The sequence below is a fragment of the Rudaeicoccus suwonensis genome (assembly GCF_007829035.1).
In the GTDB taxonomy this organism is placed as follows: domain Bacteria; phylum Actinomycetota; class Actinomycetes; order Actinomycetales; family Dermatophilaceae; genus Rudaeicoccus; species Rudaeicoccus suwonensis.
Window position 1 is genome coordinate 1,796,273 of sequence record NZ_VIVQ01000001.1, and the last position, 24,056, is coordinate 1,820,328.

The following is a 24,056-nucleotide window of genomic DNA, read 5'->3' on the forward strand; positions in this document are numbered from 1 at the left end:
CCAAGCTGACCGCCGTGGCCAGACGCATCCGACAAGCCGACAAGCTCCAGCACGTTCGGTATGACGTGCGCGGTCCGATCCTGGTCGAGGCCGAACGCCTGGAGTCCGAGGGCCATCGCATCCTCAAGCTGAACATCGGCAATCCCGCGCCCTTCGGTTTCGAGGCCCCGCAGGCAATCCAGCAGGACATCGTCCATCACCTGTCGGAATCCCAGGGCTACAGCGATTCGCGTGGCATCTTCTCGGCCCGCACCGCCGTTGCGCACTACTACCAGAGCCGCGGCTTGCGGGATGTCGGCGTCGGCGACATCTTCATCGGCAACGGGGTCTCCGAGCTCATCTCGATGGTGCTGCAGGCCTTCGTCGACGACGGCAACGAGATCCTCGTGCCGGCGCCGGACTACCCGTTGTGGACAGGCGCCGTGAGCCTCGCCGGCGGCACCCCCGTGCACTACCGGTGCGAGGAAGCCAACGGCTGGAATCCCGACCTGGCCGACATCGAGGCCAAGATCACCCCCAACACGCATGCGCTGGTGCTGATCAACCCGAACAATCCGACTGGCGCGGTCTACAGCGAGGACATCGTCCGCGGTTTCGTCGACATCGCCCGACGGCACGACCTCGTCCTGATGAGCGACGAGATCTACGAGAAGATCCTGTTCGACGACGCCGTTCATCACCATGCCGCGACCTTCGCCGGCGACGACGTACTCTGCCTGACCTTCTCCGGACTGTCCAAGGCCTACCGCGTGTGCGGTTACCGCAGCGGCTGGCTGGCCATCACCGGCCCACGCCACCTGGCGACCGACTTCCTTGAGGGGCTGACCTTGCTGGCGAACATGCGGATGTGCGCGAATGTGCCGGCCCAGCATGCGATTCAGACGGCGCTGGGCGGCTACCAGTCGATCGAGGAGCTCATCGTTCCCGGCGGCCGGTTCTATGAACAGTCGATGACCGCGTGGCGGTTGCTCAACGAGATCCCCGGAGTGAGCTGTGTGCGCCCACAGGGCGCGTTGTACTGCTTCCCGCGACTGGACCCGCAGGTGTACCCGATCAAGGACGACCAGCAGTTCGTCATCGACCTGCTGCGCGCCGAGAAGATCCTGGTCACCCACGGCACCGGCTTCAACTGGTTCGAGCCGGACCACTTCCGCCTGGTGACCCTGCCGGACGTCGGCACGCTCACCGAGGCGATCGGTCGAATCGGCAATTATCTGAGCACGATTCGCGCCTGACGGTCACCTGGTGCGGCACACGTGCCCGTGGGCCGCGAACCCTCTCGGACTCAGATACACGCCGCGAGCGAGGCCAGCAGGCGATCGACATCCTCGATGCTGCTGTATGGCGCAAGCCCCACCCGCAGACCGCTGTCGACACCGAGGCGCCGCGCGGTCTCCAGCGCGTAGAACGTCCCGGCCGGCGCGCTGATCCCGTCGGCGGCCAGTCCGTCGGCGACCTGCTCTGCCGGGATGCCGTCGAACGTCATGAACAACGTCGGCGTCCGGTGTGCCGCACGCGAGTGGACCGTGACCCCGGGCAATGCCGCCAGACCCGTCTCGACCCGCTCGCGCAGCGTCCGCTCATGCTCGCTCAGAGCGTGCAGTGACGTGTGCAACCGCGTCCGGCGGGTGCCCTCGCCCGGTGCGAGACCGGCGAGCACGTCGACCGCAGCCGTGACGCCGGCCAGTAACTCGTACGGCAGGGTGCCGAGTTCGAAACGTTCCGGCATCGCGTCCGTCGACGGGCGCAGTTTGTCCGGAGCGAGGCTGTGCAAGAGATCGGCACGACCGGTCAGCACGCCGCAGTGCGGCCCGAGGAATTTGTACGGCGAGCAGACATACAGGTCCGCGCCCAGCGCAGGCACATCGACGAACTCGTGGGCCGTGTAGTGCACGCCGTCCACGAACAGCAGCGCCTTGGTCCGGTGGACCGCGTCTGCGATCGCCGGTATGTCGGGCATCGTGCCGATCAGGTTGGATGCCGCGGTGACGGCGACGAGGCGGGTCCGGTCGTTGAGCGCATCGGTGATCGTCGACAGGTCCAGCTCGCCGGTCACCGGGTCGAAGTCGGCCCACCGCACGGTCGCCCCGCAGCGCTGCGCCGCGAGCAGCCACGGCCCCACGTTCGCGTCGTGATCCAGTCTGCTCAGGATGATCTCGTCGCCCGCCTGCCACGTCTGCGCCAAGGTGCGGGACATCTCGAAGGTGAGCGCGGTCGAGCTGCGGCCGAAGGCAACGGTCGCACGGTCGACACCGAGCAGGTCGCCGATCGCCTCCCGCGCAGCGATCACGATGGCATCGGCATTGCGCTCGGCGGGGGTGCGGCTGCCACGGTTCGACAGCGGCGCGGTCAGCGCGCCATACACGGCCTTCGCCACCGGTTCAGGCGTCTGGGTGCCGCCGGGTGCGTCGAAGAACGCCTGCCCGCTGCGCAGCGACGGGATCAGGGCACGGACCGCCGCTACGTCATACAGCTCGGATGTGGCGTGCTCCATGGTGTGTCCTCCGATGTGCGCAGAAGTGAACGTGCTCAGCATGCCAACCACCGCAACGGCTCACACCACCGCCTGTTTCCGGCGGTGAGCTCTGGCCCGGCTCGCCGTCCAGCGCGTCGGTGTCGTAGCCCGCTGCCAGACTGCGTCCATGACCATCGATCTCACCGCGCCCGGCACTGCCGTCGGCGTGCTCGCGTCCGTGTCGCTCGAGTGCGCCGACACCGTCGAACTCGCCGATTTCTACCGACGGCTGTTCGACGGGTCGGAGTTCTTCCGAGCACCGGACGGCTCGGTGATCTGCATCTCCACCGGCACCGTCTACCTGACCGCGATGCGGGTCGCGGGCTACGTCGCGCCGACCTGGCCGGCGCCCGGCGCCGGCGGCATCGTCCACCTCGACGTCGCGGTCGACGACCTGGCGCAGTCCGTCGAACGCACGATCGCACTGGGTGCGACCGAAGCCGACCACCAGCCGCAGCCGGCGCTCTTCCGGGTGATGCTCGACCCGGCGGGTCACCCGTTCTGCCTCACCACCGCGAGGCCTTGAGACCACGAAGGTCCGGTCCCGACAGCGCTGTGTCAGGACCGGACCAGGTCGCGTGCGTCAGTCTTCGAAGGCCTCCGGCGACGGGCACGAGCAGATCAGATTGCGGTCGCCATACGCGCCGTCGATACGACGCACCGGCGCCCAGTACTTCCGCAACGGGTCGACGCCGGCGGGATACGCGGCCTCGGCGCGGGTGTACGGGTGGTCCCACTCGTGCGTCAGTGACACCGCGGTGTGCGGTGCGTGTCGCAGTGCGGAGTCCTCAGCCGTGACCTTGCCGTCGAGCACATCCTGGATCTCGGCGCGGATCGCGATCATCGCGTCGCAGAACCGGTCCAGCTCGTCCAACGACTCGCTCTCGGTCGGCTCGACCATGAGCGTGCCCGCGACCGGGAACGACATCGTCGGTGCGTGGAAGCCGTAGTCGATCAGCCGCTTGGCGACATCGTCGACGGTGACGCCGGACTCCTTGGTCAGGCCACGCAGATCGAGAATGCACTCGTGCGCGACCAGTCCGTCCTCACCGGCATACAGCACCGGGAAGTGCGAACCCAGCCGCTTGGCGATGTAGTTCGCCGACAGGATCGCCGTCTCGGTCGCCTTGGTCAGCCCTGCGCCGCCCATCAGGCGCACGTAGGCCCACGAGATCGGCAGGATCGATGCCGAGCCGTATGGCGCAGCCGACACCGGCCCGGTCTCGGTGTCCAACTCCTGCGCCAACGGGTGACCCGGCAGGTATGGCGCCAGGTGGGACCGCACGCCGATCGGGCCCACGCCGGGACCGCCGCCGCCATGCGGGATGCAGAACGTCTTGTGCAGGTTCAGGTGCGACACGTCGCCGCCGAACTTGCCCGGCTGCGCCAGTCCGACGAGCGCGTTGAGGTTGGCGCCGTCGACATACACCTGGCCGCCGGCCTCGTGCACCAGCGAGCACAGCTCTGAGATGGTGTCCTCGAAGACGCCGTGCGTCGAGGGATAGGTGACCATGATCGCGGCGAGCTGCTCGCCGTGCTGCTTGATCTTGCCCTTGAGGTCGTCCATGTCGATCTCGCCGCTGGCGGCTGTCTTGACGACGACGACCTTCAGCCCGGCCATGACCGCGGAGGCGGCGTTCGTGCCGTGTGCCGAGGCCGGAATCAGGCAGATGTTGCGCGCGGACTCGCCGCGCGCCTCGTGGTAGGCGTGGATCGCCAGCAGGCCGGCCAGCTCACCCTGCGAACCCGCGTTCGGCTGCAGCGAGACGGCGTCGTATCCGGTGATGTCGCACAACCACTGCTCGAGGTCGGCGATCAGCGAACGGATGCCGACGGTCTGCTCGCTCGGCGCGAACGGGTGCAGGTTCGCAAACTCCGGCCAGGTGACCGACTCCATCTCGGTCGTCGCGTTGAGCTTCATCGTGCACGACCCGAGCGGGATCATCCCGCGGTCGAGGGCATAGTCGCGATCGGCGAGTGAGCGCAGATAGCGCAACATCGCCGTCTCGCTGTGATGGCTGGAGAACACCGGGTGCGCGAGGTAGCTGCTGGTGCGCAGCAGGGCCGGGTTCCAGGACGGCTCGCCTGTTCCGGCGACGGGTGCGTTGACGCCGAATGCCGCTGCCACTGCTGCGAGTTCGGCGTCGCTGGTGGTCTCGTCGACACTCACCGACACGTGGTCGGCATCGACGCGCCATACGTTGATGCCGCGCTCGAGAGCCGCGGCGACCACCGCATCCGCGCGACCGGGCACGATCGCGGTGACGGTGTCGAAGTACGCGTCGCTGGTGATCTCAACTCCCGCCGCAGCCAGCGCCTCGGCAAGCCCGACGGCCTTGCCGTGCACGTCCTGCGCGATGCGCTTCAGCCCGGTGGGGCCGTGCCACACGGCATACATCGACGCCATGACGGCCAGCAGCACCTGCGCTGTGCAGATGTTGGAGGTCGCCTTCTCCCGGCGGATGTGCTGCTCGCGGGTCTGCAGCGCCAGGCGGTATGCCGGTTGGCCGTCCGCGTCCAGACTCACACCGACCAGGCGGCCGGGCATGGTCCGCTCGAGGCCGTTGCGCACACTGAGGTATCCCGCGTGTGGTCCACCGAATCCCATGGGCACACCGAAGCGCTGGCTGGTGCCGACGGCGATGTCGGCGCCCCACTCGGCGGGCGGGGTGAGCAAGGTCAGTGCCAGCAGGTCTGCAGCCGCGGTGAGCAGCGCGCCCGCGTCGTGGGTCACCTCGGCGAGGGTGGACCAGTCGGTGATCGACCCGTCGGCGGCGGGGTATTGCACGACGACACCGAAGACGTCCCGCTCCCCCGCGACCGCCCGCAGGCCGGCAGCGTCGGTGACGCCGCGCAGGTCGGCGACGACCACGTCGATGTCCAGCGGCAGGGCACGGGTCTGCGCGACGGCGATCGACTGCGGCAGCACCTGCGCGTCGACGACCAGCACCGCGTCAGCGGCGGCCTTGGAACTGCGACGCATCAGGGTCATCGCCTCGGCGACAGCCGTGGCTTCGTCCAGCAGCGACGAACCTGCGGTCGGCAGGCCGGTCAGGTCGGAGACCACGGTCTGGAAGTTCAGCAGCGCCTCGAGCCGGCCCTGGGAGATCTCCGGCTGGTACGGCGTGTAGGCGGTGTACCAGGCGGGATTCTCCAGGATGTTGCGACGCACCACCGACGGGGTGTGGGTGCCGTAGTACCCCAGGCCGATCATCGAGGTGAGCACTGTGTTCTGCTCCGCCTTGGCGCGCAACTCCGCGATGACCGCGGGCTCAGAGGCGGCCGCCTGCAGATCGAGGGCGGCGGCGGCTTTGATCCCACCGGGTATGGCGCGCTGCACGAGCGCGTCCTTGCTTGCGACGCCGAGCACGTCGAGCATCGTGGCGACGTCGTCATCGGTGGGACCGATGTGACGGCTGACAAAATCGGGCAGGTCGACGTGCGACATGGGCGACACCTTCGATGAGGAGTGGGACAGGCAGGTCATGCCCTCCCCTTCTGTCGGCACGGGGCCTTCAGAGATGCCTCATCCGGGTGGTCCTGGCGCCTGAGAGGTTCTGGGGAGTGATTGCCCCTTCGGCGTTCCGGCCATCTGGTGGAACTCTCCCACCCGGTGTCGCTAGCGGGCACAAATTTAGCACCCGTCGGGATAACCCCCGCGATGCAACACCATCGGGCAGTGCGCCAGCGCGGCGGCGGGATCCTGGGCGACCGCTCGTGTCTGGCGGGAGAACGGCGCGCGGTGGCGCCAGCCGTCCGGCGGCGGCACGAGAAGGCGTCCGAGAACACTGCCGCCGTCGTCGCGTCGGTGCAGGATCTGCGTCGCCGCCTCGCGCGCCTGATCCATCCAGCGTGCTTGCGCGCTGTCCGTTCGCCAATTGCCGGTCACCCATGTCAATCGCGCCTCGTGGTCGGCCACCGCCTGAGCGCCGCGCTCGGTCAGTCGGACCATCTTCACACGGCCGGCTGCCGCCTTCTCCATGGCCACGTGGCCGTATTTGAGCAGCGGCGTCAGCGCAGCGGTGAACGCCTCGCGGGAAATTCCGCTGTCGCGAATCGCCTCGGTGACCGGTGTCGGCTGCACGCTCAGCACCCGCAGCACGTCGGACGCGAGCGGCAGCGAGATCTCACCGGGTTGCTCGTAGTCGGCGATGAAGGTGTGCAGCACCGCCGACAGCAAGGCGGTGGTCTCCTCGGACGGCGGCAGGTCCGGCGAGTGCCACTCCGGCTGCCGTCCGAACTTCTTCGATGCGGCAATCACCGGCAGGTATGGCGGTGCTGGTCGACCGAGGCAGTCTCGCAGTCCGCTCAGCGCCTCGCGCAGTTGCGCATCCGCCTCGTCGAACTGCTCGCGCCATACGGCAGCGGTGTCATCGGCGGCGGCAGCCCAGTGATCGCAGGCGCGCTCACCCGCAGCCGTCAGCGCGAGGGTCGCTGCCGGCGGAACCGGCTTGCCCGGCCCGGCCCATCCGGAGATGCGCAGATATCCCCATCGGTGCAGCCCCGGCAGGTTGACCGTGCCGGACAGTGCGGCCACGGACGACACCGGCACCGGCTCACGCGCCAGCCAGCGCAGCAGGTTGGCGTAGAACGCGTAGGAGATCAGCCACGGCCCTTGGCCAGGCGACGCACCCAGGGTTGTGCGGTGAGGTGAATGTTGCTCGAACCAGTTGTCGATCTGGATCGTGTGTGCGATCAGCAGCTGCGAAAGGCAGCGCGGCAAGGCACCGGGGTCATCCGATGCACCCATGGCCGATCAGCCGGCGTTGCGACGGGCCCGACGGTCGCGGAGTTCGTCGCCCGGGTGCTCGGCCGGGGTCAGCGCGTCGGGGCGCTCCCCGGGCAGTTCGGACAGTGAGCCCTCGACTTCCCGCCATACCGTGCCGAGAGCGATACCGAAGACTCCCTGACCGCCGCGGAGCAGGTCGATGACCTCGTCGTCGGAGGTGCACTCGTACACGCTCGCACCGTCGGACATCAGCGTGATGCCGGCGAGTTCGGACACGCCGTGCTCGCGCAGCACGCTGACGGCGACGCGGATCTGCTGCAGCGAGACGCCGGTGTCCAGCAGTCGCTTGATGACCTTGACGACAAGGATGTCGCGGAAGCTGTAGAGACGTTGGTGGCCGGAGCCCGTGGGATTGCGCACCGACGGCTCGAGCAGGCCGGTGCGGGCCCAGTAATCCAGTTGCCGGTACGTGACACCGGCGGCACCGCACACTGCGGGGCCCCGGTAACCCACGGACTCGGTCATCTCCTCGGGCAGGTCGTGCGTGAACAGCGCCTCCTGCATCGGGGCAGGCGCGCCCGTGTGCACGGACTGAGCTTCACCCTTGCTGGTCACAGCAACCTCCACGGCGGCAATCTGACTGGTTCATCAGCGCGCCGGACCGGCCCGTGATGCTCGGTAAAGGTATGGCGCGGCAGCACCGCATGCAACGACCGCCGGGCGTGTCGCCATCAGCAATCCGAACCTTAACCTTCGATGAAAACATTAGGGTTGATCTTCGTCGGGTGCGGTTTCGCCGGGTGGCATCTCGAAATCCTCGGCAGAAACGTTGTCCAGGAACTCGCGAAAGCGCTCCACCTCGTCTTCCTCCTCGACCGGCACGTCGACGCCGACCTCGTCGAGGATCTCTTCGTCGACGTAGATCGGAACGTCCGCCCGTAAGGCGAGTGCGATCGCGTCGGAAGAACGCGAACTGATGTGCCGGTCGCCGTCGATGACGAGTTCGGCATAGAAGATGTGCTCTTGCATCGAGGTGATGACGACCCGGCTGAGCGCGTGACCCAGACCGGACAGCACGTCGACCATGAGGTCGTGGGTCAGCGGTCGGGGCGGAGTGACGCCCTGTTGGGCGTAGGCAATGGCGGTGGCTTCGGGAGCACCGATCCAGATCGGCACACACCGGTTGCCGTCGCGTTCGCGTAACAGCACGATCGGCTTGCTCGTCGGCATTTCGACTCGCACACCCATCACGTCAACCTGTTTCACGCCTACCAAACTACCCCCGTGTGACCCCGGACCGCACCAGAGCCAGATGCAGGGCCAGGCACTGCCGCACCACTTCGGACTGATCGGCACGCCCCGGACCCGCAGTCAGACCCTGCACCAGCGCGACCTCTCGCTCGGCCGCAAGGCGGAACGGTCGCAGATGACGAGCTTGAACGCCATACGCGAGCAGTCCGGCGGCCGCCTCGGCGACCTGCAGATCCGAGGTGCTGAACAGTCCGTCGTCACCCTCGGTGACGAGCCCGAAAGACTCCAGATCGGCCAGATCCGCGCGGTCGAGCCCGCACGCGCGTTGGAGTTCGGCACGGGTCAACCGCACTGATCGGTCCGGTGAGCCCAGATCGACATCCGTGGGAAGGTCAGGGTCGGGCGTTGTCGCGGGAGCCTGCGGCAGTCCGTCGTCGTCACCTGCCGGCCGCAGGCCACGGTCATAGGCGTCGAGAGCCTCGCGGATCACCTTCAGCGGCCAGTACTTCTCCCGCTGACACGTCAGCACGAATCGCAGGCGGTCGATGTCACGCTCGGAATACCGTCGGTAACGGGACCGTGTGCGTTCCGGTGACACGAGATCCTGGCTGTCCAGAAAGCGGATCTTGGACAGCGTCAGATCGGGGAAATCCGGACGTAACCGGTCGAGCACGGCGCCGATGGTGAATCCCGCGTCGGTCACCGTGCCCGGACCGCCGTCGTCATTGCGAGGCAGCGCCGTAGAAGACCAGCCGGAACTTGCCGACCATCACCTCGTCGCCGGTCTGCAACTCGCGCGAGTCGATCAACGCTCCATTGACGTAGGTGCCGTTCAGTGAGCCCACGTCGGTCACGGCGAAGCCGGTGTCCGTGCGGCGGAAGACCGCGTGCCGCCGGGAAACAGTGACGTCATCGAGAAAGATGTCGCTGGCCGGATGGCGTCCGCTGCTGACCTCGTTGTCGTCGAGAAGGAAGCGGGCACCGGCATTGGGTCCGCGCAGCGCGATCAGCAGCGCGGTGCCCGGACGCAGCGCGTCAATGGTCGCCTGGTCCGAGGACGACAGGCGAACCTCACCAGCAGTGACGCGCTCGGGTGTCGCCGGCTCTCCGACAGCGGGAATGCGCGCCGTCGTGGCATCGCCACCAGCGAAGTCGCTGTCATCGTTGGTCATTGGTCAACCCTAAAGGATAGAAGGAGGGCGCGAGGGGCGTGCCGCTCAGCCGAGCTCGGATTTGTACGCCTCGACGTCCTTCAGTGCCCCGGGGGCCGACGGGTCGCTGAGCTTGATCTCGTACATCCAGCCCTCGCCATACGGGTCGCTGTTCACCAGTTCGGGGGTGCCGTCCAACTGCTCGTTGACCGCCGTCACCTCTCCGGACAGCGGTGCGTAGAGGTCGCTGACGGACTTGGTGGACTCGACCTCGCCGCAGGAGTCGCCGCTGCTGAGGTTGTCGCCCACAGCCGGCAGGCTCACGTAGACGACGTCACCAAGCGCGTCCTGGGCGAACGCGGTGATGCCGATACGGGCGACACCCTCGCCCTGCTCACGGACCCACTCGTGATCGTCGGTGTAACGCAGGTCGGCAGGGTATTCGAGGTCGCTCATGAGTCTCCTTGTGTGACAAGTGATTTGCGGCTGCGTGGGTGAGCGTAACCAGGCCGGATCGGCCCACGCAACGAGGTGTGTACCAAGTGATCCTGCCCTGCACCGTAACGCGTACGTATGACGGCCGACTGTGCGGCCGCTTCGCTGCGACCGGCCAACCGTCAGACGGCCTGACCGGCCTCACTGCGACGCACCATCTCGCGGATCTGACCGGCATACATGACCCCGGCAAGCCAGTACAGCGCGGTGCCCCACCACACGAAAGCCCAGCCGATCGGTTGAGCGACATGGCCCCACCCGTTGTGCAGGCTGCCGAGCAGCACGAGAGGGAAGCCGTAGATCAGGCAGAAGGTCGCCGACTTGCCGACGAAGTGCACCGGCGGGATCGGCAGGCGGTGCTTGCGCAGCGTCGGGCCGAAACCGAAGACGAACGCCTCACGCACGAACAGCACGATCACCAGCCACCACGGAATGATGTCGCGCCAGGCCAGGGCGACGATGGTGGAGACGATGTAGAGCCGGTCCGCCGCCGGGTCGAGCAACTGCCCGAGGCGGGTCACCAGGTTGTACTTGCGGGCGATCTTGCCGTCGAGGTAGTCGGTGACGCCGGAGGCGACCAGCACCCAGAAGGCCCACAGATCGTGTTTGCCCACGATGAGCCAGAGGAAGACCGGCACGCCGACGAGGCGTGCGATCGACAGCAGGTTGGGTGCCGTCCAGATCTGTTTGCGGAGCGGCAGCTGCTCGGTCACGCTCCGAATGTTAGGCCCAGGCGTTCGGGGTGAGTGCAGACGGTCATGCGCGTGCCACGCACGAAGGCCACGAGCGTCATACCGAACTCGGCAGCTGCGTCGATGGCCAGGCTGGAGGGAGCCGACACGCATGCCAGGACGGGAATGCCCGCCATCGCCGCCTTCTGCACGATCTCGAAGGACGCTCGCGAAGACACCATGAGAATCGTCTCGTCGGTCGCCTGACGGTTCATCAGAGCCCAGCCGGTGACCTTGTCGACTGCGTTGTGGCGCCCGATGTCCTCCCGTATGACGATCGCGTCACCGGAGCGTCCGAACAGACCGGCCGCGTGTGTGCCGCCCGTGCGGTCGAAGACCGGTTGACCCGCACGCAGCAATTGCGGCAGTTCGGCGACGCGCTGGACGTCGAACGTGGTCGCCGGTTCGCTCACGATGGCTTGCCGGGTGAAGGCAGCGGAGCCGGTCACGGCGTCGATGCTTGATTTGCCGCAAAGACCGCACCCGCCGTACGACGCCAGACTGCGCTGGGCGGACACCGGCAACGTCTTGGCCGTCGTGCGCAACTGGACCTGCAGCACATTGAGGGTCTCGGTGTCGGTGCAATAGCGCGCGGCGATCACGTCGTCGGGGTCACTGATGACGCCCTCGCTGCGCAGCAGGCCGTGCGCGAGTTCGACGTCATGACCGGGGGTTCGCATGGTGACGGTCAGGACAGCGTCGTCGACCCGCAGCTCCAGCGGTTCTTCGACGGCTGCGGTTTCGCTGCGCGAGGTGGATCCTGTCGCGAGGTCGACCCGGATCACCTTGCGTCGCGCCGTCAGCCTGCCCATGAACCCACCTCCGCCGACGTGGTCAGGCGGAGCGTCGCAGCGGACGCACGATGCCCTCGGTGATCGCGCTGGTGCGTGCCACCCGACCGTCCTTGCCCAAAGTCACCACAGACGCCGAATCCACCGGTATGACGGGGGTTTCGTCGCCAAAGATGCCACTGGAGGCCACAACGGAGAAGCCGTCACCGGTCATCAGCGACAGGTCGAGGTAGGGCGGTGGTGTCGTCACGTCACTCGGCCACAACTGCACACCCTCGGGCTCCTTGCCGGGCTCGTGCAGGCTGATGAGGTGCACCTCGTCGCCGGCCAACAGGAGTGCGTTCAGGCTGCTGGTGGTCAGCTCGTGCCAGCGGATCCGGGACATGACGCGACCGGCGGCGCGTGCCACGGCCGCTCCCCCACGTTTGTTGCCCAGTGCGTCACGAAGCCGCGCGAAGTAGCGCTCGCTGTCGGTGCTGCCGGCTGGCGCGGGCGCACCCGGGGGCAGCAGCACATCGAGCCGATCCTGCGGGAAGATCGCTCCGTTGTGGGCGAAGGCAAGGCCATCGGCCACGAACGGGTGGGTGTCCTGCTCGGTCAGGCCGAGACCGGGCGTCGCCATACGCAGGTGCAGCAGGCCACGTCGAACCGGCATACCCGTGGTGAACTGCTCGAACTCCGGGTCCTCCATCGCCGCCATCGTCGAGCGATGGGTGTGAAGTTCGTCGTCGCCCTCGACATACCAGGCCATCCCCCAGCCCTGCGCGTGCACGCATGCCAGATCACGCAGCCGGGCCAGCGCCGCATCGCCGATCACCTCGGCCACCGTGACAGGACGATCAGCGGACCAACCGAGCAGACGACACACGACTTGCACCTCCGGAAACTACGTTCTTGAACCGTTGTCCATCATGCGCCGGACCTGGCTGGTACTTCTGACCGGGTCCAGAAGGTGGTCTGCAAGTTCGCGCACGTGACGGCTCGGCGCGCGGCATTTCCGCATGGTCATGTCCGGCGTCTTCGCGCCCACAGACGGACGCGTTCCATAGTGTTCGCGCGAAATTTGCGGATAATGGGTCGCGATCGCGGGCGTCACAGGTGACCATTCCCTGGGAAGGAGGTCCCACCATGGGTGTTCTTGTGCTCAACGCCGGTTACGAGCCGTTGCACACGGTGTCGGTCAAACACGCCATGAACATGCTGTGGCGGGGCGTCGCCACCGTCGAGGAATCGCACCCTGGGGAGACCTTCGGGCCGTTCCCGATGCCGACGGTGCTGCGGCTGGTGCGCTACGTGAAGATGACGTGGGCCTACGCGCGGCGCTCGGGTCTGAAGCTGACCGACGCGAGCGTCAAGATCACCTGGGAGCAGTGGTCGCGCGGCACACCCGTCTACAGCCAGGTCGGCGTCCTCAAACGCGATCACGGGCAGTGCGCCTATTGCGGCCAGCCGACCGCGACCACGATGGACCACGTGCTGCCGAAGTCGCGCGGCGGCACGACCAGTTGGGACAACGCGGTCGCGGCGTGCGAGCCCTGCAACCAGCGCAAGGCTGACCGCACGCCGGACGAGGCCGGCATGACGTTGTTGTGGCAGCCTTTCGTGCCGACTCGCGAAGACCTCGACTGGTGAGGTTGCGACCGACGGTGCGACGTCACACGGGCAGCTGCAGATGCGAGCGGCCATGGCCGTCCAGCCCCAAACCGGCGCTCTGATCGAGCAGCCAGGGGGCTGCTGGGAGCGTCGCCGTCAGGTGCGGTTGATTCGTCATGGCTACGATCGCCGTCCATGTCCAGAAGGCCGTCAGTGCGAACCACGTCCCCGCAGACGCACGGCCTGATCACCCTGTGCCTGCTGGCCATCGGTGCAGGTGCCGGTACGGGCTTTGTCGGCGGCACATTCCGCTGGTGTCTCGAGCGGGCCGGAGACGGCAGTGTCGATCTCGTGCACTGGGCTCACCGGTTCGGCGTCGCCGGTGTGCTGATCCCGGTCGTCACCACCGCAGTGTGCGCGGTGCTGGCGGGCCGGATCGTGCGATGGGTGCCGCTCGCGGCAGGTAGCGGCATACAGCACGTCGAAGCGGTCAACGACGGCGACGCCGACGCGGCTCCGCTGATACTCCTGCCGGCGAAATTCCTCGGCGGCCTCCTCGCGATCGGATCGGGTCTGGTGCTCGGGCGGGAGGGCCCCACCGTGCACATGGGTGCGGTGATCGGTGCCGAGGCCGGGCGGCGCGCCCGGCGCAGCGAGCAGGATGTCCGGCTGTTGCAGACGTCCGTCGGTGGCGCCGGACTTGCGGTGGCGTTCAATGCGCCCATCGGTGGTGCGTTGTTCGTGCTCGAAGAGGTGACCAAGTCCTTCACGATCCGGACGGTGCTGCCGACTGCCCTGGGCGTGGCGACGGCAGTCGGTTGTTCCCGGCTGATTCTGGGCGATCAGCCGGATTTCGCCGTGCCGTCGATGGCAGCGCCCTCCTTGGCATTGCTTCCGTTGTTCATCGTGTTCGGCCTGCTGACCGGATTGCTGGGCGCGGCATACAACCGGACGGTCATCGGATTCCTTGCGTTGATCAAAATCTTCGAAGCCATACCGATGACGGTCAAGACCGCCGGCGTGGGTGCGGCCGTGGGCGTTGCCTTGTTCGTGCAGCCGCTGACTGTCGGTGGAGGCGACCGGCTGACGCAGGAGATCCTCGGCCGCGCCTCTTTCGCGGTGCCTGCGTTGGTGTTCTACTTCGTCGTCAGATTTCTGATGGGGCCGTTGTCGTATTCCGCCGGAACGCCCGGTGGCCTGTTCGCCCCGCTGCTGGCCCTGGGCGCGTTGTGGGGTGGCCTCTTTGCGAGCGTGTCCGGCTGGGTCCTCCCGATCGGGCACCTTGCGGCACCGATGGCGATCGTCGGTATGGCCTCATTTTTCGCGGCCACGGTCCGCGCTCCCCTGACCGGGATCGTCCTGGTCATCGAGATGACCGCGATCACCTCGGTCACGGTGCCGATGCTGGCGGCCACCGGCTGCGCGGTGCTCGCGGCTGCGCTGGTCAGGTCGGCGCCGATCTATGACACCCTGCGAGCTCAGATGCTGGCCGGCATGGCTCCTTCGAAGGAAGGTCCGAAAGACTGAGACACGTGGGCGAATGCGTTCTCACGCAACGGCGTTCACGATGCTTCCGGCAAGCGCCCGACGGAGTGCTCCACCGCCTCTGCGACGTCGACCATGGTGTGCTCGGCACCCGGACGGGCGATCAACTGCACCCCCACCGGCATATCACCTACGAACCCGCAGGGCAGGGATAGCGCAGGGAATCCCGCGAAGTTCGCGATGAACGTGAACGCGACCGCCGCTGTCGGCGCGCTCGCCGCCTCGACCGGCGGTGCGACGAAGCCGACCGTGGGAGTGGCGATCACGTCGGCATCGTGCATCAGCGCAGACAGCCGGTATGCCGCGCGAGATCGCTGACGCACCGCTGCGGCGTAGTCGGTCGCATGGGCAGCGCGTGCCGCTTCGACCTGCTCGAGAACGGTGTCGGTCAGCAAGGCCCGAGCGTCGGGGTCGGCCAGAAGCGGGCGTAGCTGCGCTGCCCGGCCCGCGGCCACCATCAGCGCGAAGGCGTCGAAAAGCTCGGCTGTTGCAAGTGCTGAGGTCTCCCGTTCCACCCGGCCCGCCGGGTCGAGCGCGTCGAACGCCATGGCCGCCACGTGCGGATCGAGACGGTCATCCAGCCCAGACGTCGACATCCAGCGGATCCGCATGGGACCGGCGTCCGGATTGCACGCGACACGCATGGGCTCGGAGCCGGTGAGGACGGCGTTGACCAGCGCCACGTCGCGCACCGAGCCGGCGACCGGCCCGACCACGGTGAGTTCGGGGCTGCTGCGGTATCCGTGATGATCGTGAACAGCACCGGGCGTCGGTGCGACGCCCACGACACCGCAGAATGCCGCGGGCACGCGATTGCTCCCACCGGTGTCGGTGCCCACGGCGAACGGCACGATCCCCGCAGCGACTCCCGCAGCGGCTCCGCCACTCGAGCCACCGGCGATGCGTGTCGGGTCGTGCGGGTTGACGCATTCGGGGCCGAGCCGGTTGGCGGTGCGCGGGAGCGCCGTGAACTCCGGCAGGTTCGACAGCCCGACAGGTATGGCGCCGGCTGCGATCAACCGCTGCACGACGGGGCCGTCGTGCGGTGCGATCTCGTGCCGGCGCGCCAGAGACCCATAGGACGCCGACAGCCCCGCCATACTCTCCGTGCCCTTGACGGTGAACGGCACTCCGAACAGTGGCCCGGGCGCTCGTCCATCGGCGACGTCCCGCTCCAGGCGCGCCGCGATCGCGTAGGCGCGGTCCTGTGCCGGATCGAGCATCGAGTGGATGACGTGGTCGACCTCGCCGATGCGGTCGAAGACGTTGCGGACGACTTCTGTCGGCGTGGTCCGTCCGGACAGAACCGCAGTCCGGACAGCTCCGATGTCAGGTCGAGACGCAGGTATCAGAGTTGCCGGAGTTGTCGAGCCGCGATCGTAGGTGGGCATCGTCATACTCCTGGCTGTTCGCCAGTGCCCGTCGCGTCGTTCATCAGCGACGGTATGACGGTGCCGACGCTCGCGGCATACAACACGAGCCGGGTTGTCAGGCGGTCGGCACCCCACGGCTTCGGCGACTGGCCGGGGATCGCCGGATCGCCCTCGTGCAACCACAATTGTTCCGGGCCGGCGGGTGAGTACTGGATGAGCAGCCGCGCGGGTGCGTCGCCGGTGTTGACGTAGCCGTGCAGCACGCCGCGTTCGACGAACAGGCAGTCGCCGACGCCCAGATCCTCAGCTTCGCCATCCGCGTGCCAGGAGCGGATGCCTCCTGCGAGCACGACGACAAGCTCGTCGGCGTCGGGATGCAGGTGCAACAGCGGACCAGCCTCGGGCACGACGATCGCCTCGGTCAGTGACAGCGCGCCACCGGTTTGTTCGGCAGTGGCGAGGAAACGAAGCGTGTCGCCGTTGAACCACCGCTGGTCAGCGGACGCCTGACGCAGCACCAGTGGAGATCTGTCCTGAGTGTGCATATCGATAGCCATGTCTCGACCATCGCTCCGAGGCACATGCGCCTGCCACCCAATCCGGATATACGGAGCAGCTGGCCTAGCCCGAAACCGCGCCGTTCTTGCGGCCGAGCACAGACACTCGCATAGCCATCCGTTCATCGCCGCCACTCATTTGAGCGGCCGTGCTGCTTCGCGCGGATATGACGATGTTCAAACGATCACGTTGCGCTTATTTCGAATACTTCGACCCTTTCACTGAGGAGTCGCTACTGGCGACCTCACGAGTCTCGTGCCAGAGCCGGCAGGCACCGAACGTGCAGCATCCGCTCGACGTGGCCTTGAGGCCGTGCTTGGCGAGGAGGGTCCTGTACGACTGCACCTTGGCGGACAGACAACGGAACTTGCGGTGCCCCGCTCGGCATTGACCGCGCTAGCGCAGGTTATCGACAGTTTCGCGCATGGCGAGAGAGTCACCATCGTCCCTTCACAGGCCGAGCTCACGACACAACAGGCAGCGGACGCGCTCAAACGTGTCACGACCGTTCCTGATCGGCCTGCTCAAGGCCGGTCAGATCGAGTACCGCGAACCTCGTCGTGTCGCCGGCGCGTTCCATCACCCGGACGTCGGCGTACAACTCAATCTTGTCCCACCCGCGACTATCGATCTCACAAATAACAAGGACCGAACCCCAACCGAGGGTTCGGTCCTTGCAGGAGTCGTGCAACATCACACCGGTCGGGCTGACAGGATTTGAACCTGCGACCCCCTGACCCCCAGTCAGGTGCGCTACCAAACTGCGCTACAGCCCGATCTTGCTATGCCCCGTAGGGCGTCCGAAACGATATCGCACGAACGCGATTCGCCCCAATCCGGATCAGCGCTTGCGCTTCTCGCGGACGCGCACGGACACCTCGATCGGTGTGCCCTCGAATCCGAACTGCTCACGCAGCCGACGCTCGAGGAACCGGCGGTAGCCGTGCTCAATGAAGCCCGAGGCGAAGATCACGAACCGCGGCGGGCGGGTCGACGCCTGCGTGGCGAACAGGATGCGCGGTTGCTTGCCGCCTCGCACCGGGTGCGGGTGGCCGGCGACGACCTCGCCTAGGAAGGCGTTGAGACGGCCCGTCGGCACGCGCTGGTCCCACGAGTCCAGCGCCACCTCGATCGCCGGCACCAGGCGCTCCACGTGCCGTCCGGTCAGCGCCGAGATGTTCGCGCGCGGCGCCCACGCCACAAAAGCCAGGTCGCGCTCGATCTCGCGCTCGAGGTAGTGGCGCCGCTCCTCGTCCAGCAGGTCCCACTTGTTGAAGGCCAGCACCAGCGAACGCCCGGCGTCGACAACCTGCTGCACGACCCGCACGTCGGCCTCGGCGATGTTGTCCTCGGAGTCGATGAGTACGACGGCGACCTCCGCCTTCTCGATCGCGGTCTGCGTGCGAAGCGAGGCGTAGAAGTCCGCTCCACGTGTCATGTGCACGCGGCGCCGGATGCCGGCGGTGTCGACGAATCGCCAGGTCTTGCCGCCCAGTTCGATGTATTCGTCCACCGGGTCGCGCGTCGTGCCGGCGACGTTGTCGACGACGACGCGCTCCTCCCCCGCCAGTTTGTTCAGCAGCGAGGACTTGCCGACGTTGGGTCGGCCCACCAGCGCCACGCGGCGCGGCCCTCCTCGCTGATACGCACCCGGCACAGCCGATTCACGCGGCAGCACCTCCAGCAACGCGTCGAGGGCGTCACCGGTGCCACGACCATGCAACGCCGAAACGGGCCACGGCTGGCCGAGCCCGAAGGACCACAGTGACGCGGCCTCCAACTCGGTGCGCTGGTCGTCGACCTTGTTGGCCAACAGCACGACAGGCTTCTTCGAACGACGCAGCAGCTTCACGACAGCCTCGTCGGTGTCGGTGGCACCGACCGTCGCGTCGACGACGAAGAGCACCGCGTCGGCGAGCTCGATGGCCACCTCGGCCTGTTCGGCAACCCGCAGATGAATTCCCTGAGCGTCAACCTCCCAGCCACCGGTGTCGACGAGGGTGAACGGGCGGCCGGACCACTCGGCGTCGTACGCGACGCGGTCACGTGTCACACCGGGGACATCCTCGACGACTGCCTCACGGCGGCCGATGATGCGATTGACCAGCGTGGACTTGCCGACGTTCGGGCGACCGATGATGGCGACGACCGGATGGACCGGCTCGGACTCCTGCTCGTCGAAGCCGATGCCGTCGACATCGAGCAGCGCGCGGTCCTCCTCGCTCAGCTCGAACTCATCGAGCCCGTGTCGCAGCGCGTTCTCGACCGATTCGTCCTGGGTGGGATCAGACATTCCCCCATCATCCCTGACCCGGGGCCGAAACCGTTATTCGGCCGACGGGGCTGCATCCGCCGAGACGTGCGGCAACGACAACCCGGTCTCGCGCACAGCCTGAGCGACATGCTCCGCCAGATGCTCGCGCAGGTCTTCCGTCGCCAACTGCAGGCGCTGCCGGCCGGGAACCCCTGGCAATTCAGGCAGTTCGAATGGCTCACCCACGACGACACGCATCTCCGACCGCAGCCGGGGCCACGAATCGCGGCCACCGGTGCCCACGGTGCCGAGCACCGCGACCGGCACGATCACCGCGCCCGTCTGCTGGGCCAGCCACGCCGCGCCCTGCTGCGCCGTCTCGACGGTGCCGCCGCCGCGGGTGCCCTCGGGGAAGATCCCGACGCCGCCCCCAGCGGTCAACACGTCCTTCGCGGCCATCAGCGCGGACCGCTCGGCGCTGTTCTGGTCAATCGGGATCTGGCCCATCGCACGCAGCAACACGCCCCATGCAGATGAGAAGTAGGACCGCTTCACCAGGAAGCGCAGCGGACGGGGCGTGAAGATGAACACGATCGGCCCGTCCAGGAAGCCCACGTGGTTGGACACCGCGATGACCGGGCCGGCCATCGGCATCCGTTCGGGGTGCACCGCGCGCACGTCATACAGACCGCGAGCGGCGACCACACCGAACTGGCGACCCGCCTTAACGAGCCTCGGCCGGAAGGTTGATGTCGTCACCGACTGCCTCCTTCACCACACGCAGCACGGCCTGCACCGACTGCTCGAAATTCAGATGCGAGGTGTCGACCGTCACGACACCGTCCGCCGCAGTCGTGAACTGCGACACCGTCGAGTCGGCACGGTCACGGTCGATGATCTGCGAACGTGTCTGCTCCACAGCGACTTTCAGCTGTTTGGAACGTCGCGCCATCCGCGCCTCCTCACTGGCAGTCATCAGGATCCGGACGGGAGCGTCGGGCGCCACGACGGTCGTGATGTCGCGCCCTTCGGCGACCGTGCCGCCCTTCAGCGCGACGCCCTCGGCGATGAGCTCGCGCTGCCGCCGGAGCATGTCCGCGCGCACGTCAAGGTTGGTCGCGACCGCCGACACGACGGCCGTCACCTCCTCGGAACGGATCTCGCGGTCGATGCGCCGACCAGAGACCGAGACCGTCGGCGATCGAGGATCGGTGCCCATCGCCAGATCGAGGGTGCGACAGTGCTCGGCGACACGCGCGGTGTCGGAGGGGTCGATGCCGTCGTTCAGGCAGGACCACGCGAGCGCGCGGTACATCGCGCCGGTATCCAGGAAGCTCACGGACAGGGCGCGGGCGACTGCTTTGGACACACTTGACTTGCCGGTGCCGGACGGTCCGTCGACGGCGATGACCAATGGCTTACTCATGCACGCTCCACCCCTTGTCTTCCAACACGACTCGCAGTCGGTCCAGCACACCAGGCAGCACCGACAACTCCACCAGCCCCACCGGCGCGCCGACGCCGTGCTCCATCCGCAGGTCCTCCAGGTTGATGCCGGCATCGCCGACATCATTGAAAAGCCGTGCGAACGCACCCGGTTCGTCCGGGATGGGCACAACCACCGTCGAGTATGACGCGGGCGCCGCGCCATGTTTACCGGGAAGCCGAGCATGGCCCAACTGGCCGTCGGAGATCGCCCGCGCGATGACGCCGCGTCCTCCGCCGATGGTCGCGCCCGTGCCCGACGCTGTTGCGACCGCCGTCGCCTCAGCTTCGGACGCCAACTCCTGCAGCGACGTGGCGACATCGAGCAACGACTGCGCGACCCGCTTCACCACAGGCGCAACAGCCGCAGCATTGCCGGCCAGGATCTGGGTCCACAGCATCGGGTCGCTGGCCGCGATGCGTGTCACATCGCGAATTCCCTGACCCGACAACGAGATAGCGTCGTCAGGCAACTCCCGCAGTTGTGCAGCGACCGCCGAGGCCGCCAGTTGCGGCACATGGGAGACGAAGGCCACCGCCTGGTCGTGCTCGTCGGCAGACATCTGCACGATCGCGGCGCCGGTCAATCGCACCAGTGCCGCCACCGCCTCGACGGCGTCCGGGCTGGACTCGGCTCCCGGGCACACCACCCAGGTGCGCCCTTCGAACAGGTCTGCCTGCGCTGCGACCGCGCCAGAGCGTTCACGACCCGACATCGGATGGCTGCCGACATACCGCGCGAATTCGGCTGCGGTGACAGTGGCTCGCACCTCGGCGGCCACACGGCCCTTCACCGAGGCCACGTCGGTGACCACCGCACGTGGCCAGCGCCGCAACTCCGCGGCCACCACCGACGCAGCCACGTCCGGAGGAGCTGCCACGAAGACGACATCCGGCAGGAAGTCGTCGCCATCGGCATACACCGCGCCCGCGCCCAGATCGCGTGCCAGCGCCACGGCTGTCGGCGACGGATCCGCCAGCGAGACCTCGACGTCGTGCCGACGCAGCGCCAGACCGATCGAGGTGCCGATCAGCCCGGTCCCCACGATCCGGACGGATGCCGCGCTCACAGACCGGCGGCCTTGTAGAGCCCCGCGACCTCCTGGCGCGTCAGCGGGCGCAGCTTCCCCGGGCGCAGGTCGCCGAGGCGGACGGGACCGACGTCGGTGCGTGACAACGACTCGACGGGGTGGCCGACGGCCTCCAGCATCCGGCGCACGATGTGCTTGCGACCCTCGTGCAGAACCACCTCGACCAGCGCCCAACCTGGTTTGGAGTCAACGACTTTGAAGGAATCAACGGCGACCTTGCCGTCCTCGAGTTCGACGCCTTCACGCAACTGCCGGCCCAGGGTACGCGGCACGGGGCCGGGGATCATCGCGACATACGTCTTGGGCACGCCGTACGAAGGGTGCTGCAACCGGTTGGCGAGTTCACCGTCGTTGGTGAGCAGCAACAGGCCTTCGGTGTCGACGTCGAGGCGCCCGACGTGGAACAGGCGCTCCTTGCGCTGCTCGACATACTCACCGACCGACGGACGGCCCATCTCGTCACTCATCGTCGAGACGACACCCAGCGGCTTGTTGAAGGCGAGGTAGACCCGCGACTCGTCGAGCTGGATCCGCTCGCCGTCGACATGCACGGTCTGTCGCAGAGCGTCGATACGGACACCGAGCTCGCGCACGACGTGCCCGTCGACCTGCACCCGGCCCGCGGTGATCAGGTTCTCGCACACCCGTCGGCTACCGACGCCGGCAGCAGCGAGCAGCTTCTGCAGGCGTATGCCGTCGGGGTCGTGCACATCGATCTCGGGCACAGCCGGCCCAGCGGCCTTCGGCCTCGGTGCGCTCCTGGTGCTGCGATTGCCCGACGGGCGCCCGGTGCCACCGGACCGTCCCGTCGATCGTGCGCCACTTGTCGGGCGGCCACCCGATCGGGCACCACCCGTTCTGCCCGCGCCGTTGCCTCGCTGATTGCCTGTCATCCGTGTCCCTGCTCGATCAGTTCGTCCACCACGTCCGCGTCCGGCAGGTATGGCGCCAGCGCGGGCAGTTCGTCGAGCGAGCTGAGCCCGAGTCGCTGCAAGAAATAGGGGGTTGTGCCGTACAGCATCGCACCCTGCTCACCCTCGGCCCCGACTTCGGCGATGAGGCCGCGCGTGACCAGAGTCCGGATCACGCCGTCGACGTTGACGCCGCGCACCGCGCCCACCCGCGAACGCGAGATCGGCTGCCGGTAGGCGATGACCGCAAGGGTCTCCAGCGACGCCTGGGTGAGGCGGGCGTGCTGGCCGTCGAGGAGGAACTTCTCGACCGCCGGCGCGTAGTCGGCGCGACTGTAGACACGCCATCCGCCGTTGATGCAGCGGAGGGTGAATCCCCTTTGCTGATCCGCGTATTCGTGGTCGAGGTCTTCGATGTGCTCGGTGACGTAGTCGACGGGCAGTTCCAGGGCGGTCGCCAGGTCGAGAGCGGTGACCGGTTGGTCAACGACCATCAGGATCGCCTCGATGGCGCTGCGGGCTCCACCGGGGAAGGAATGCACGTCGAAGGCCGTCTGCTGCGGCTCGCCAGCCGGTGCGTCGGTGGAATCCGCGGTGACGTCACCGGACCCGGCCACCGGTATGTCGGTGGCCGTCTCGACGTCGCCCTCGTTCACCGGCCCCGTGTCGTCATTCATCCGCACTGCCCTCCTCCGCCACCGGTGCTGCGTTCTCGTCTGCTTCGTCGAATTCGTCACTGACGCTGACGTCGCCGCGCTCGTCGCCACTCCAGCGAACGGTCAACTCCCCCAACGCTTCCGGCTGCTCGAAGGTGATCGCCGACTCCTTGAACAACTCCAGCAACGCGAGGAATCGCGCCACGATCACCAGGGTCGAGTCGGCATCTGACACCAACGAGCGGAAGGTCGCCTGACGGCGGTCGCGCAGTTCGGCGATGACGATGCGCGCCTGCTCACGGACACTGACGGCCGGAGCGTGCAGGTGCGCGAGGCCGACCGCCGGCTCCGGCCGCGGCGTCATGGCAGCGGCGGCGATCCGGGCCAGTTGTTCGGGGGTGATGTTGATGACCAGCTCGGGCAACAACTTGGCGAAGCGCTCCTCCAGCCCGGCCTGGCGGGCAGTGAGGCGCCCGGCGGTCGCCATACGTTCGGAGAAAACGGCGGAGACGTCCTTGAACGCGCGGTACTGCAGCAACCGGGCGAACAACAGGTCACGCGCCTCGATGAGCGCCAGGTCGTCCTCGTCGTCGGGGCGGGTGTCCGGCAGCAGCCGGGAAGCCTTGATGTCGAGCAGCGTCGCGGCGATCAGCACGAACTCCGAGGCCTGGCTCAGATCCCACTCCGCCGACGCCTGCTGTGCGGTGCGGATGTGAGCGATGAATTCGTCGGTCACCCGCGCCAGAGCGATCTCGGTGACATCGAGTTTGTGCTTGGCGATCAGCCCGAGCAGCAACTCGAACGGCCCGGAGAAGACGTCCAGATGCACCTCGAAGGGCACCGTCGCCTGACGACGGGTGAGCACCCCGCCAGGGACGGCTGCCGCGGGTTGCACCTGCGCCTCAGCCGTGTCGACCATGGTCATGT

24 protein-coding genes, 1 tRNA gene and 1 riboswitch are annotated in these 24,056 nt (G+C 67.5%); of the genes, 4 read left to right on the forward strand and 21 right to left on the reverse strand.

Features of this window, described 5'->3' with window-relative positions:
- The first annotated feature begins 14 nt into the window (after positions 1–14).
- Positions 15–1,235, forward strand: coding sequence for a pyridoxal phosphate-dependent aminotransferase (locus BKA23_RS08195; RefSeq protein ID WP_145227141.1), 1,221 nt, complete (start codon positions 15–17; stop codon positions 1,233–1,235).
- A 50-nt stretch (positions 1,236–1,285) separates the two neighbouring features.
- Here the strand turns inward: BKA23_RS08195 and BKA23_RS08200 are convergent, their stop codons facing one another.
- On the reverse strand, positions 1,286–2,494 hold the full coding sequence (locus BKA23_RS08200) for a cysteine desulfurase-like protein (RefSeq protein WP_145227143.1): 1,209 nt from the start codon (positions 2,492–2,494) through the stop codon (positions 1,286–1,288).
- Between the two features lie 148 nt (positions 2,495–2,642).
- Here BKA23_RS08200 and BKA23_RS08205 point away from each other — a divergent pair, with 148 nt between their 5' ends.
- Positions 2,643–3,041, forward strand: coding sequence for a VOC family protein (locus tag BKA23_RS08205; protein ID WP_145227145.1), 399 nt, complete (start codon positions 2,643–2,645; stop codon positions 3,039–3,041).
- Between the two features lie 57 nt (positions 3,042–3,098).
- Here the strand turns inward: BKA23_RS08205 and gcvP are convergent, their stop codons facing one another.
- The 10 genes from gcvP to BKA23_RS08255 all read right to left on the reverse strand — a co-directional run bounded on the left by gcvP (position 3,099) and on the right by BKA23_RS08255 (position 12,531).
- Positions 3,099–5,963: an aminomethyl-transferring glycine dehydrogenase gene (gene gcvP / locus BKA23_RS08210; RefSeq protein WP_145227147.1), complete on the reverse strand. Its 2,865-nt coding sequence runs from the start codon at positions 5,961–5,963 to the stop codon at positions 3,099–3,101.
- Positions 5,964–6,040: 77 nt separating this feature from the next.
- Positions 6,041–6,134, reverse strand: a riboswitch (glycine riboswitch).
- Positions 6,135–6,149: 15 nt separating this feature from the next.
- Positions 6,150–7,265 carry a winged helix-turn-helix transcriptional regulator gene (locus BKA23_RS08215; protein ID WP_145227149.1) on the reverse strand — a complete coding sequence of 372 codons (1,116 nt, stop codon included), beginning with the start codon at positions 7,263–7,265 and terminating at the stop codon, positions 6,150–6,152.
- A 6-nt stretch (positions 7,266–7,271) separates the two neighbouring features.
- Positions 7,272–7,808, reverse strand: coding sequence for a MerR family transcriptional regulator (locus BKA23_RS08220; protein WP_145228359.1), 537 nt, complete (start codon positions 7,806–7,808; stop codon positions 7,272–7,274).
- A 201-nt stretch (positions 7,809–8,009) separates the two neighbouring features.
- Positions 8,010–8,510, reverse strand: coding sequence for a bifunctional nuclease family protein (locus BKA23_RS08225; protein ID WP_145227151.1), 501 nt, complete (start codon positions 8,508–8,510; stop codon positions 8,010–8,012).
- A gap of 10 nt (positions 8,511–8,520) precedes the next feature.
- Positions 8,521–9,198, reverse strand: a complete 678-nt coding sequence (gene ftsR, locus BKA23_RS08230) for a transcriptional regulator FtsR (RefSeq protein ID WP_246104520.1) — start codon at positions 9,196–9,198, stop codon at positions 8,521–8,523.
- A gap of 19 nt (positions 9,199–9,217) precedes the next feature.
- On the reverse strand, positions 9,218–9,667 hold the full coding sequence (locus BKA23_RS08235) for an FHA domain-containing protein (protein WP_145227153.1): 450 nt from the start codon (positions 9,665–9,667) through the stop codon (positions 9,218–9,220).
- A 45-nt stretch (positions 9,668–9,712) separates the two neighbouring features.
- Positions 9,713–10,102 carry a glycine cleavage system protein GcvH gene (gene gcvH / locus BKA23_RS08240; RefSeq protein WP_145227156.1) on the reverse strand — a complete coding sequence of 130 codons (390 nt, stop codon included), beginning with the start codon at positions 10,100–10,102 and terminating at the stop codon, positions 9,713–9,715.
- Positions 10,103–10,263: 161 nt separating this feature from the next.
- Positions 10,264–10,854, reverse strand: coding sequence for a cardiolipin synthase ClsA (gene clsA, locus BKA23_RS08245; protein ID WP_145227158.1), 591 nt, complete (start codon positions 10,852–10,854; stop codon positions 10,264–10,266).
- A complete protein-coding gene (gene fdhD, locus BKA23_RS08250; RefSeq protein WP_145227160.1) occupies positions 10,851–11,684 on the reverse strand; it encodes a formate dehydrogenase accessory sulfurtransferase FdhD in 834 nt (277 codons plus the stop codon). Before fdhD ends, clsA begins: the two co-directional genes overlap by 4 nt.
- A gap of 22 nt (positions 11,685–11,706) precedes the next feature.
- The gene (locus BKA23_RS08255) at positions 11,707–12,531 is read right to left on the reverse strand and encodes a class II glutamine amidotransferase (protein WP_170226423.1); all 825 of its coding nucleotides are present in this window, start codon (positions 12,529–12,531) and stop codon (positions 11,707–11,709) included.
- 260 nt (positions 12,532–12,791) lie between these two features.
- Here BKA23_RS08255 and BKA23_RS08260 point away from each other — a divergent pair, with 260 nt between their 5' ends.
- Both BKA23_RS08260 and BKA23_RS08265 read left to right on the forward strand, forming a co-directional pair.
- A complete protein-coding gene (locus BKA23_RS08260; protein ID WP_145227164.1) occupies positions 12,792–13,295 on the forward strand; it encodes an HNH endonuclease in 504 nt (167 codons plus the stop codon).
- A 174-nt stretch (positions 13,296–13,469) separates the two neighbouring features.
- Positions 13,470–14,783 (forward strand): ClC family H(+)/Cl(-) exchange transporter, encoded by a 1,314-nt coding sequence (locus tag BKA23_RS08265; protein WP_211841628.1) that lies wholly within the window; start codon positions 13,470–13,472, stop codon positions 14,781–14,783.
- A gap of 35 nt (positions 14,784–14,818) precedes the next feature.
- Here BKA23_RS08265 and BKA23_RS08270 read toward each other — a convergent pair whose 3' ends face one another.
- The 10 genes from BKA23_RS08270 to BKA23_RS08315 all read right to left on the reverse strand — a co-directional run bounded on the left by BKA23_RS08270 (position 14,819) and on the right by BKA23_RS08315 (position 24,048).
- Positions 14,819–16,192: an amidase gene (locus tag BKA23_RS08270; RefSeq protein ID WP_170226424.1), complete on the reverse strand. Its 1,374-nt coding sequence runs from the start codon at positions 16,190–16,192 to the stop codon at positions 14,819–14,821.
- Positions 16,193–16,194: 2 nt separating this feature from the next.
- A complete protein-coding gene (locus BKA23_RS08275) occupies positions 16,195–16,731 on the reverse strand; it encodes a cupin domain-containing protein (protein WP_170226425.1) in 537 nt (178 codons plus the stop codon).
- A gap of 703 nt (positions 16,732–17,434) precedes the next feature.
- Positions 17,435–17,508, reverse strand: a tRNA-Pro gene (locus BKA23_RS08280).
- 65 nt (positions 17,509–17,573) lie between these two features.
- Positions 17,574–19,025 carry a ribosome biogenesis GTPase Der gene (gene der, locus BKA23_RS08285; protein ID WP_145227172.1) on the reverse strand — a complete coding sequence of 484 codons (1,452 nt, stop codon included), beginning with the start codon at positions 19,023–19,025 and terminating at the stop codon, positions 17,574–17,576.
- 33 nt (positions 19,026–19,058) lie between these two features.
- A complete protein-coding gene (locus BKA23_RS08290; protein ID WP_246104521.1) occupies positions 19,059–19,745 on the reverse strand; it encodes a lysophospholipid acyltransferase family protein in 687 nt (228 codons plus the stop codon).
- Positions 19,711–20,412 carry a (d)CMP kinase gene (cmk, locus tag BKA23_RS08295; RefSeq protein ID WP_145227174.1) on the reverse strand — a complete coding sequence of 234 codons (702 nt, stop codon included), beginning with the start codon at positions 20,410–20,412 and terminating at the stop codon, positions 19,711–19,713. Before cmk ends, BKA23_RS08290 begins: the two co-directional genes overlap by 35 nt.
- Positions 20,405–21,541: a prephenate dehydrogenase gene (locus BKA23_RS08300; RefSeq protein WP_145227177.1), complete on the reverse strand. Its 1,137-nt coding sequence runs from the start codon at positions 21,539–21,541 to the stop codon at positions 20,405–20,407. The genes cmk and BKA23_RS08300 overlap by 8 nt, the downstream gene beginning before the upstream one ends.
- On the reverse strand, positions 21,538–22,455 hold the full coding sequence (locus BKA23_RS08305) for a pseudouridine synthase (protein WP_145227179.1): 918 nt from the start codon (positions 22,453–22,455) through the stop codon (positions 21,538–21,540). The genes BKA23_RS08300 and BKA23_RS08305 overlap by 4 nt, the downstream gene beginning before the upstream one ends.
- Positions 22,452–23,150, reverse strand: coding sequence for an SMC-Scp complex subunit ScpB (gene scpB / locus BKA23_RS08310; RefSeq protein ID WP_145227181.1), 699 nt, complete (start codon positions 23,148–23,150; stop codon positions 22,452–22,454). Before scpB ends, BKA23_RS08305 begins: the two co-directional genes overlap by 4 nt.
- Positions 23,143–24,048: a segregation and condensation protein A gene (locus tag BKA23_RS08315; RefSeq protein WP_246104522.1), complete on the reverse strand. Its 906-nt coding sequence runs from the start codon at positions 24,046–24,048 to the stop codon at positions 23,143–23,145. The genes scpB and BKA23_RS08315 overlap by 8 nt, the downstream gene beginning before the upstream one ends.
- Positions 24,049–24,056 lie beyond the last annotated feature (8 nt).

Excerpts from the sequence above, each read along its gene's own strand:
- BKA23_RS08200 (WP_145227143.1), bottom strand. The coding sequence starts at position 2,494 with ATGGAGCACGCCACATCCGAGCTGTATGACGTAGCGGCGGTCCGTGCC.
- BKA23_RS08205 (WP_145227145.1), top strand. The coding sequence starts at position 2,643 with ATGACCATCGATCTCACCGCGCCCGGCACTGCCGTCGGCGTGCTCGCG.
- gcvP (WP_145227147.1), bottom strand. The coding sequence starts at position 5,963 with ATGTCGCACGTCGACCTGCCCGATTTTGTCAGCCGTCACATCGGTCCC.
- BKA23_RS08215 (WP_145227149.1), bottom strand. The coding sequence starts at position 7,265 with ATGGGTGCATCGGATGACCCCGGTGCCTTGCCGCGCTGCCTTTCGCAG.
- BKA23_RS08220 (WP_145228359.1), bottom strand. The coding sequence starts at position 7,808 with ATGCAGGAGGCGCTGTTCACGCACGACCTGCCCGAGGAGATGACCGAG.
- BKA23_RS08235 (WP_145227153.1), bottom strand. The coding sequence starts at position 9,667 with ATGACCAACGATGACAGCGACTTCGCTGGTGGCGATGCCACGACGGCG.
- gcvH (WP_145227156.1), bottom strand. The coding sequence starts at position 10,102 with ATGAGCGACCTCGAATACCCTGCCGACCTGCGTTACACCGACGATCAC.
- fdhD (WP_145227160.1), bottom strand. The coding sequence starts at position 11,684 with ATGGGCAGGCTGACGGCGCGACGCAAGGTGATCCGGGTCGACCTCGCG.
- BKA23_RS08260 (WP_145227164.1), top strand. The coding sequence starts at position 12,792 with ATGGGTGTTCTTGTGCTCAACGCCGGTTACGAGCCGTTGCACACGGTG.
- BKA23_RS08270 (WP_170226424.1), bottom strand. The coding sequence starts at position 16,192 with ATGCCCACCTACGATCGCGGCTCGACAACTCCGGCAACTCTGATACCT.
- BKA23_RS08275 (WP_170226425.1), bottom strand. The coding sequence starts at position 16,731 with ATGGCTATCGATATGCACACTCAGGACAGATCTCCACTGGTGCTGCGT.
- der (WP_145227172.1), bottom strand. The coding sequence starts at position 19,025 with ATGTCTGATCCCACCCAGGACGAATCGGTCGAGAACGCGCTGCGACAC.
- cmk (WP_145227174.1), bottom strand. The coding sequence starts at position 20,412 with ATGAGTAAGCCATTGGTCATCGCCGTCGACGGACCGTCCGGCACCGGC.
- BKA23_RS08305 (WP_145227179.1), bottom strand. The coding sequence starts at position 22,455 with ATGACAGGCAATCAGCGAGGCAACGGCGCGGGCAGAACGGGTGGTGCC.
- scpB (WP_145227181.1), bottom strand. The coding sequence starts at position 23,150 with ATGAATGACGACACGGGGCCGGTGAACGAGGGCGACGTCGAGACGGCC.
- BKA23_RS08315 (WP_246104522.1), bottom strand. The coding sequence starts at position 24,048 with ATGGTCGACACGGCTGAGGCGCAGGTGCAACCCGCGGCAGCCGTCCCT.